A 5596-nucleotide genomic window follows, 5' to 3' on the forward strand; every position below is an offset into this window, starting at 1 on the left:
GCCTCGGGGGTGGCGTCCGCCGGGTCACCGGCCGTACGCCCCTCCGCGGCGACGGTCCGGCCCGCAGCGCACAGCGCGCGCCCGACGGCGGTGCGTACGCCGTCGTCGTCGGCCCGCAGCTCGGCGCCGCGCAGCCAGACGGTCGGAGCGGGGGCCGCGCCCCCCGACCGTCGTGCGGCAAGCCCGGCCAGCTCCGTGCTCCGCCCGGTCCCCGGCTCCCCCACCAGCCCCAGGACCCGCGCCCCCACCGCCCCCTCGCCCGCCGTGAAGCGCGCGAACTCCCCCGCCACATCCGGCCGTTCGACCGGCTCCCGCCACAGCCGCGGCCGCTCGGCCGAGCTCACGGATGCCGCGGCCAGCCGCAGGGCGCCGGCCGGATTCAGCTCGCTGCCGTAGGCGGGGACGGTTGCGGCATTGTGCTTCAGGAGCGCGGCCAGCGGGCCCCGTGGCGCGGCCTCGGCGACCGCGCGCAGCGGAATGGCGAAGCCGCCCGCCCGGCGCCCGGAGTGCAGCGCGGTGCCCAGGACGCCGAGCACCGCGCCGGTCCGCGCGTCCAGCACCGGCCCGCCGACCGCGGGTCCGCCCAGCCGCAGCGCCTCACGGCCGCCCGCGCACAGCCCCAACTCCAGTGTCTCGTCGAGAGGATGGACCCGGTCCGTCGCCGTGTAGGCCACACCGGAGCCCGGTCCGACGACCGTGCCGTCCAGCCAGCCGGCGGCCCAGAGCCGTGCGCCGGTGCCGGGCGCCGGCCGGCCCGCGGCGATCGGCAGCGGCGAGAGCCGGTGCGCGCCGAGGCCTGTGGCCCGTACGAGGGCGAGTCCGGCCTCCGGGAGGGGCGTGATGGCGTCCGGCTCCACCCGGCAGGTCCATCCGACAGCGCCCCCGGACGCGCCTCCGCCCGCGTCCGCCACGGGTTGCAGCATGGTCTGCAACACCAGCCGTTCCGCCCCGTCCACTGCTTCATGGCTGGTGATCACGGTGCCGTCGTGGTCCGCGAGGAACCCCGTGCCGCGCGTCCGACCTGTCAGATCGCGGATACGCACCAGTGCCATGTCCGCATCGGCATCCAGCAACGCCATTGCCGATCCTCCCCGCCCGGTCCCGAAACCCCGACGGTAGGCAGGCGGTGATCGTCTCGACAGGACACTCGTCGAAAGCGCCCCCGTCCACTCCTTGATTCACTCCGAGCGCCTCACCGAATGAGTGAATGGCCGACGCCGGCTGGATAGAGACACAGAGGAGGGGGATGGTGGAGCGCGGGCCGACGCTCCGGCCGGTCCGGGCGGCCCGCGTTCCACCACCGTCCCCGGGCGGCCGCCGGCGCCCCGTACACACAGCGCAAGGGCCGGGGCCGGAGCGTATGTCCACGCTCCGGCCCCGGCCATCAGCTCTCAGCGGTCGGGCACAAGCCCCGCCGGCCCGTCCGCAGACGCCCCTGGACGCCCGTAGGCACCCCGGGACGCCCCCAGACGCCTAGATCNCAAGCCCCGCCGGCCCGTCCGCAGACGCCCCTGGACGCCCGTAGGCACCCCGGGACGCCCCCAGACGCCTAGATCGCGAACACCGCCAGGCTCTTCGCCTTCCCGCCCTGGTTCTCCACCAGCGCCAGGAACGTGCCGTCCGGCCCGAACGCCGCGACCGGTCCGTCGCCCTCGAAGCGCGGCATCGGGATCCGCGCGCCGTTGAGCAGCAGCCGTGCCTGTGCCTCGGTGACGTCCCAGCGGGTGAACGCCGCGGCGGCCGCGTCACCGACCGGCATGATCGGCAGCCCCTCCCCCTCGGGGTCGTCGACCGCGGCCTGGAGCTGTTCCAGGGTGCGCGCCCGGTCCAGCTTGTACGGGCCGACGCGGGTACGCCGCAGGGCGGTCAGATGGCCGCCGACACCGAGCCCGGCGCCCAGATCGCGGGCCAGGGCGCGGATGTACGTCCCCGACGAGCACTCGACGGAGACCAGCAGATCGGTCACCGGGGTGCCGTCCTCGGCCTCGGCCTCGTGCGCGGAGTGCACCACGAACGAGGAGACGGTGACCGGACGGGCCGGGATCTCCACGTCCTCGCCCTCGCGGACCCGCGAGTACGACCGCTTGCCGTTGATCTTGATGGCGCTGACCTTCGACGGCACCTGCATGATCGCGCCGGACAGCCGGGCGACACCGGCGTCGATGTCCTCACGGGCGATGCCCTGCGCCGCCTTGGACGCGGTGATCTCGCCCTCGGCGTCATCGGTGACCGTGGTCTGCCCCAGCCGGATCGTGCCGACGTACTCCTTCTCCGTCAGGGCGAGATGGCCGAGCAGCTTGGTGGCCCGTTCGAGGCCCAGGACGAGTACGCCCGTCGCCATCGGGTCGAGGGTGCCGGCGTGCCCGACCCGGCGGGTGCGGGCCATGCCGCGCATCTTCGCCACGACGTCGTGCGAAGTGAAGCCGGCCGGCTTGTCGACGATGACAAGACCGCCCGGCTTGTTGCTCTCACGCTTCATTCTGCCGCGGTGCCCTCGTCGTCCTCGTCCTCGCCCGGCTTGCGGTACGGGTCGGCCTCACCGGCGTACTGGGCGCCCGAGGACACCTCGCGCACCTTGGCGTCCTCGGCCCGTGCCTTGGCGAGCAGGTCATCGATCGTCTTGGCGTTCTCCGGCAGGGCGTCCGCCACGAACGCCAGGGTCGGCGTGAACTTCGTGCCGGCCGCGGCCCCGACCGCCGAGCGCAGGATGCCCTTGGCGCTCTCCAGCCCGGCAGCGGCGCTGGCGCGGTCCTCGTCGTCTCCGTAGACCGTGTAGAAGACCGTAGCCTCCCGCAGGTCGCCGGTGACCCGGGTGTCCGTGATGGTCACATGCGAGCCGAGCCGCGGGTCCTTGACACCGCGCTGCAACTTCTGGGCGACCACCTCCCGGATGAGGTCCGCCAGCTTCTTCGCCCGCGCATTGTCGGCCACTGGTCCGTCTCCTTCTTGTCTTCCACAATTGTGCTTCCACCGGCAGCGACGTGTCCGGTCATGAGGTCAGTCGTCGTCGCCGTGCAGCCGCCGGTGTACCGACAGCAGCTCCACTTCGGGCCGTGCGGCGACCAGGCGCTCGCAGCGGTCCATGACATCGGCGAGATGCCCGGCGTCCCCGGAAACCACCGCCAGGCCGATGGTGGCCCTGCGGTGCAGATCCTGGTCCCCGACCTCCGCGACGCTCACCGCGTACTTGCGGTGCAGCTCGGCGACGATCGGGCGGACGACGGAGCGCTTCTCCTTCAGCGACCGTATGTCGCCGAGAAGCAGGTCAAAGGACAGCGTCCCTACGTACATGCAAAACGGGTAAAGCCACCCGTGGGGCCTTCGGGGCACCTCCCAGCGTTGGCCGGGGGCGTTACGTGTCTTTTCGAACCGTACACGCAACGGCCGGGGCCGATCGACGGAGTTTTCGCTCCGCCGACCGGCCCCGGTGACAGCTACGCGATCAGCCGCGCGGCTTCTCCCGCATCTCGTACGTCGCAATGACGTCGTCGATCTTGATGTCGTTGAAGTTTCCGAGGTTGATACCGCCCTCGAAGCCTTCGCGGATCTCGGTGACGTCGTCCTTGAAGCGACGCAGACCCTGGATGTTGAGGTCCTCCGCGACCACCTTGCCGTCGCGGATGAGGCGCGCCTTGGTGTTGCGCTTGACCTCGCCGGAGCGGATGAGCACACCCGCGATGTTGCCGAGCTTGGACGAGCGGAAGATCTCGCGGATCTCCGCGGTACCGAGCTCGACCTCCTCGTACTCCGGCTTGAGCATGCCCTTGAGGGCCGCCTCGATCTCCTCGATCGCCTGGTAGATGACCGAGTAGTACCGGACGTCGACGCCCTCGCGCTCGGCCATCTGCGTCGCACGGCCTTCGGCGCGGACGTTGAAGCCGATCACGATCGCGTCGGAGCCGGTCGCCAGGTTGATGTCCGACTCGGTGACCGCACCCACACCGCGGTGCAGGATGCGGATCTCGACCTCTTCGCCGACGTCGAGCTGGAGCAGCGAGGACTCGAGAGCCTCCACCGAACCGGACGCGTCGCCCTTGATGATGATGTTGAGGTCCTGCACCAGGCCGGCCTTGAGCACCTTGTCGAGGTCCTCGAGGGACACCCGGCGGGTGCGCTTGGCGAAGGCGGCGTTGCGCTCGCGCGCCGCGCGCTTCTCGGCGATCTGACGGGCCGTACGGTCCTCGTCGACCACCAGGAAGTTGTCGCCGGCACCCGGGACGTTGGTCAGACCCAGGACCAGGACGGGGGTCGACGGACCCGCTTCCTCGACGTGGTTGCCGTTGTCGTCGAGCATCGCGCGGACTCGGCCGTAGGCGTCACCGGCGACCATCGTGTCGCCGACGCGGAGGGTACCGCGCTGGACGAGGACGGTGGCGACGGCGCCGCGACCGCGGTCGAGGTGGGCCTCGATCGCAATACCCTGCGCGTCCATCTCCGCGTTGGCACGCAGGTCGAGGGAGGCGTCCGCGGTCAGGACGACGGCCTCGAGCAGCTGGTCGATGTTCAGACCCTGGCGGGCGGAGATGTCGACGAACATGGTGTCGCCGCCGTACTCCTCGGCCACCAGACCGAACTCGGTGAGCTGGCCGCGCACCTTGGTCGGGTCGGCGCCCTCGACGTCGATCTTGTTGACCGCGACCACGATCGGCACATCGGCCGCCTTGGCGTGGTTCAGGGCCTCGATCGTCTGCGGCATGACACCGTCGTTGGCCGCCACCACGAGGATCGCGATGTCGGTCGACTTGGCACCACGGGCACGCATGGCGGTGAACGCCTCGTGACCCGGGGTGTCGATGAAGGTGATCCGACGCTCTTCGTCGTTGACCTCGGTCGCGACCTGGTAGGCACCGATGTGCTGGGTGATGCCGCCGGCCTCGCCCGCGATGACGTTCGTCTTGCGGATCGCGTCGAGCAGTCGGGTCTTACCGTGGTCGACGTGACCCATGACGGTCACCACCGGCGGACGGGAGACGAGCATCTCCTCGCCGCCCTCGTTCTCGCCGAACTCGATGTCGAAGGACTCGAGCAGCTCGCGGTCCTCCTCCTCCGGGCTGACGATCTCGACGACGTAGTTCATCTCGTCGGCGAGCAGCTGCAGCGTCTCGTCGGAGACCGACTGCGTCGCGGTGACCATCTCGCCCAGGTTCAGCATGACCTGGACCAGCGACGCCGGGTTGGCGTTGATCTTCTCGGCGAAGTCCGTCAGCGAGGCACCGCGCGACAGGCGAACCGTCGCACCGTTGCCGCGCGGCAGCATGATGCCGCCGACCGACGGGGCCTGCATGGCCTCGTACTCCTGACGCCTCTGCCGCTTCGACTTACGGCCACGACGCGCCGGACCGCCGGGACGGCCGAACGCACCCTGCGTGCCACCACGGCCACCGGGACCACCCGGACGACCGGCGAAGCCGGGACGACCGCCGAAGCCGCCGCCACCACCGGGGGCGCCGCCACCGGGACGACCGGCGAAACCGCCGCCGCCACCCGGACGACCGCCGCCACCGCCACCGGGACGACCGGCGAAGCCGCCGCCGCCACCGGGACGACCGGCGCCGCCACCGGGACGACCAGCGCCCGCGGGACCGCGACCGCCGCC

Annotated in this window: 4 protein-coding genes and 1 pseudogene; all 5 read right to left on the bottom strand. The window is 71.6% G+C overall.

From position 1 onward, the window contains the following. Positions 1–1079 (bottom strand): annotated as a pseudogene (locus DY245_RS11910) (serine protease); the annotation flags it as partial. 470 nt (positions 1080–1549) lie between these two features. Continuing rightward, entirely contained in the window at positions 1550–2479 is a 930-nt protein-coding gene (truB, locus tag DY245_RS11915) for a tRNA pseudouridine(55) synthase TruB (protein WP_128506475.1), read from the bottom strand. After that, the gene (gene rbfA / locus DY245_RS11920) at positions 2476–2931 is read right to left on the bottom strand and encodes a 30S ribosome-binding factor RbfA (RefSeq protein WP_128506477.1); all 456 of its coding nucleotides are present in this window, start codon (positions 2929–2931) and stop codon (positions 2476–2478) included. Before rbfA ends, truB begins: the two co-directional genes overlap by 4 nt. Before the next feature lie 66 nt (positions 2932–2997). After that, positions 2998–3291, bottom strand: coding sequence for a DUF503 domain-containing protein (locus DY245_RS11925; protein WP_128506479.1), 294 nt, complete (start codon positions 3289–3291; stop codon positions 2998–3000). 151 nt (positions 3292–3442) lie between these two features. Further along, a partial coding sequence (gene infB / locus DY245_RS11930; RefSeq protein ID WP_128506481.1) for a translation initiation factor IF-2 occupies positions 3443–5596 on the bottom strand: 2154 nt, incomplete at its 5' end.

Origin of the sequence: Streptomyces inhibens, assembly GCF_003389455.1 — a bacterium.
Classification (GTDB): Bacteria; Actinomycetota; Actinomycetes; order Streptomycetales; family Streptomycetaceae; genus Streptomyces; species Streptomyces inhibens.

Bases quoted from the DNA above. Each gene is read 5' to 3' on its own strand.
- truB (WP_128506475.1), bottom strand. From the start codon at position 2,479: ATGAAGCGTGAGAGCAACAAGCCGGGCGGTCTTGTCATCGTCGACAAG.
- DY245_RS11925 (WP_128506479.1), bottom strand. From the start codon at position 3,291: ATGTACGTAGGGACGCTGTCCTTTGACCTGCTTCTCGGCGACATACGG.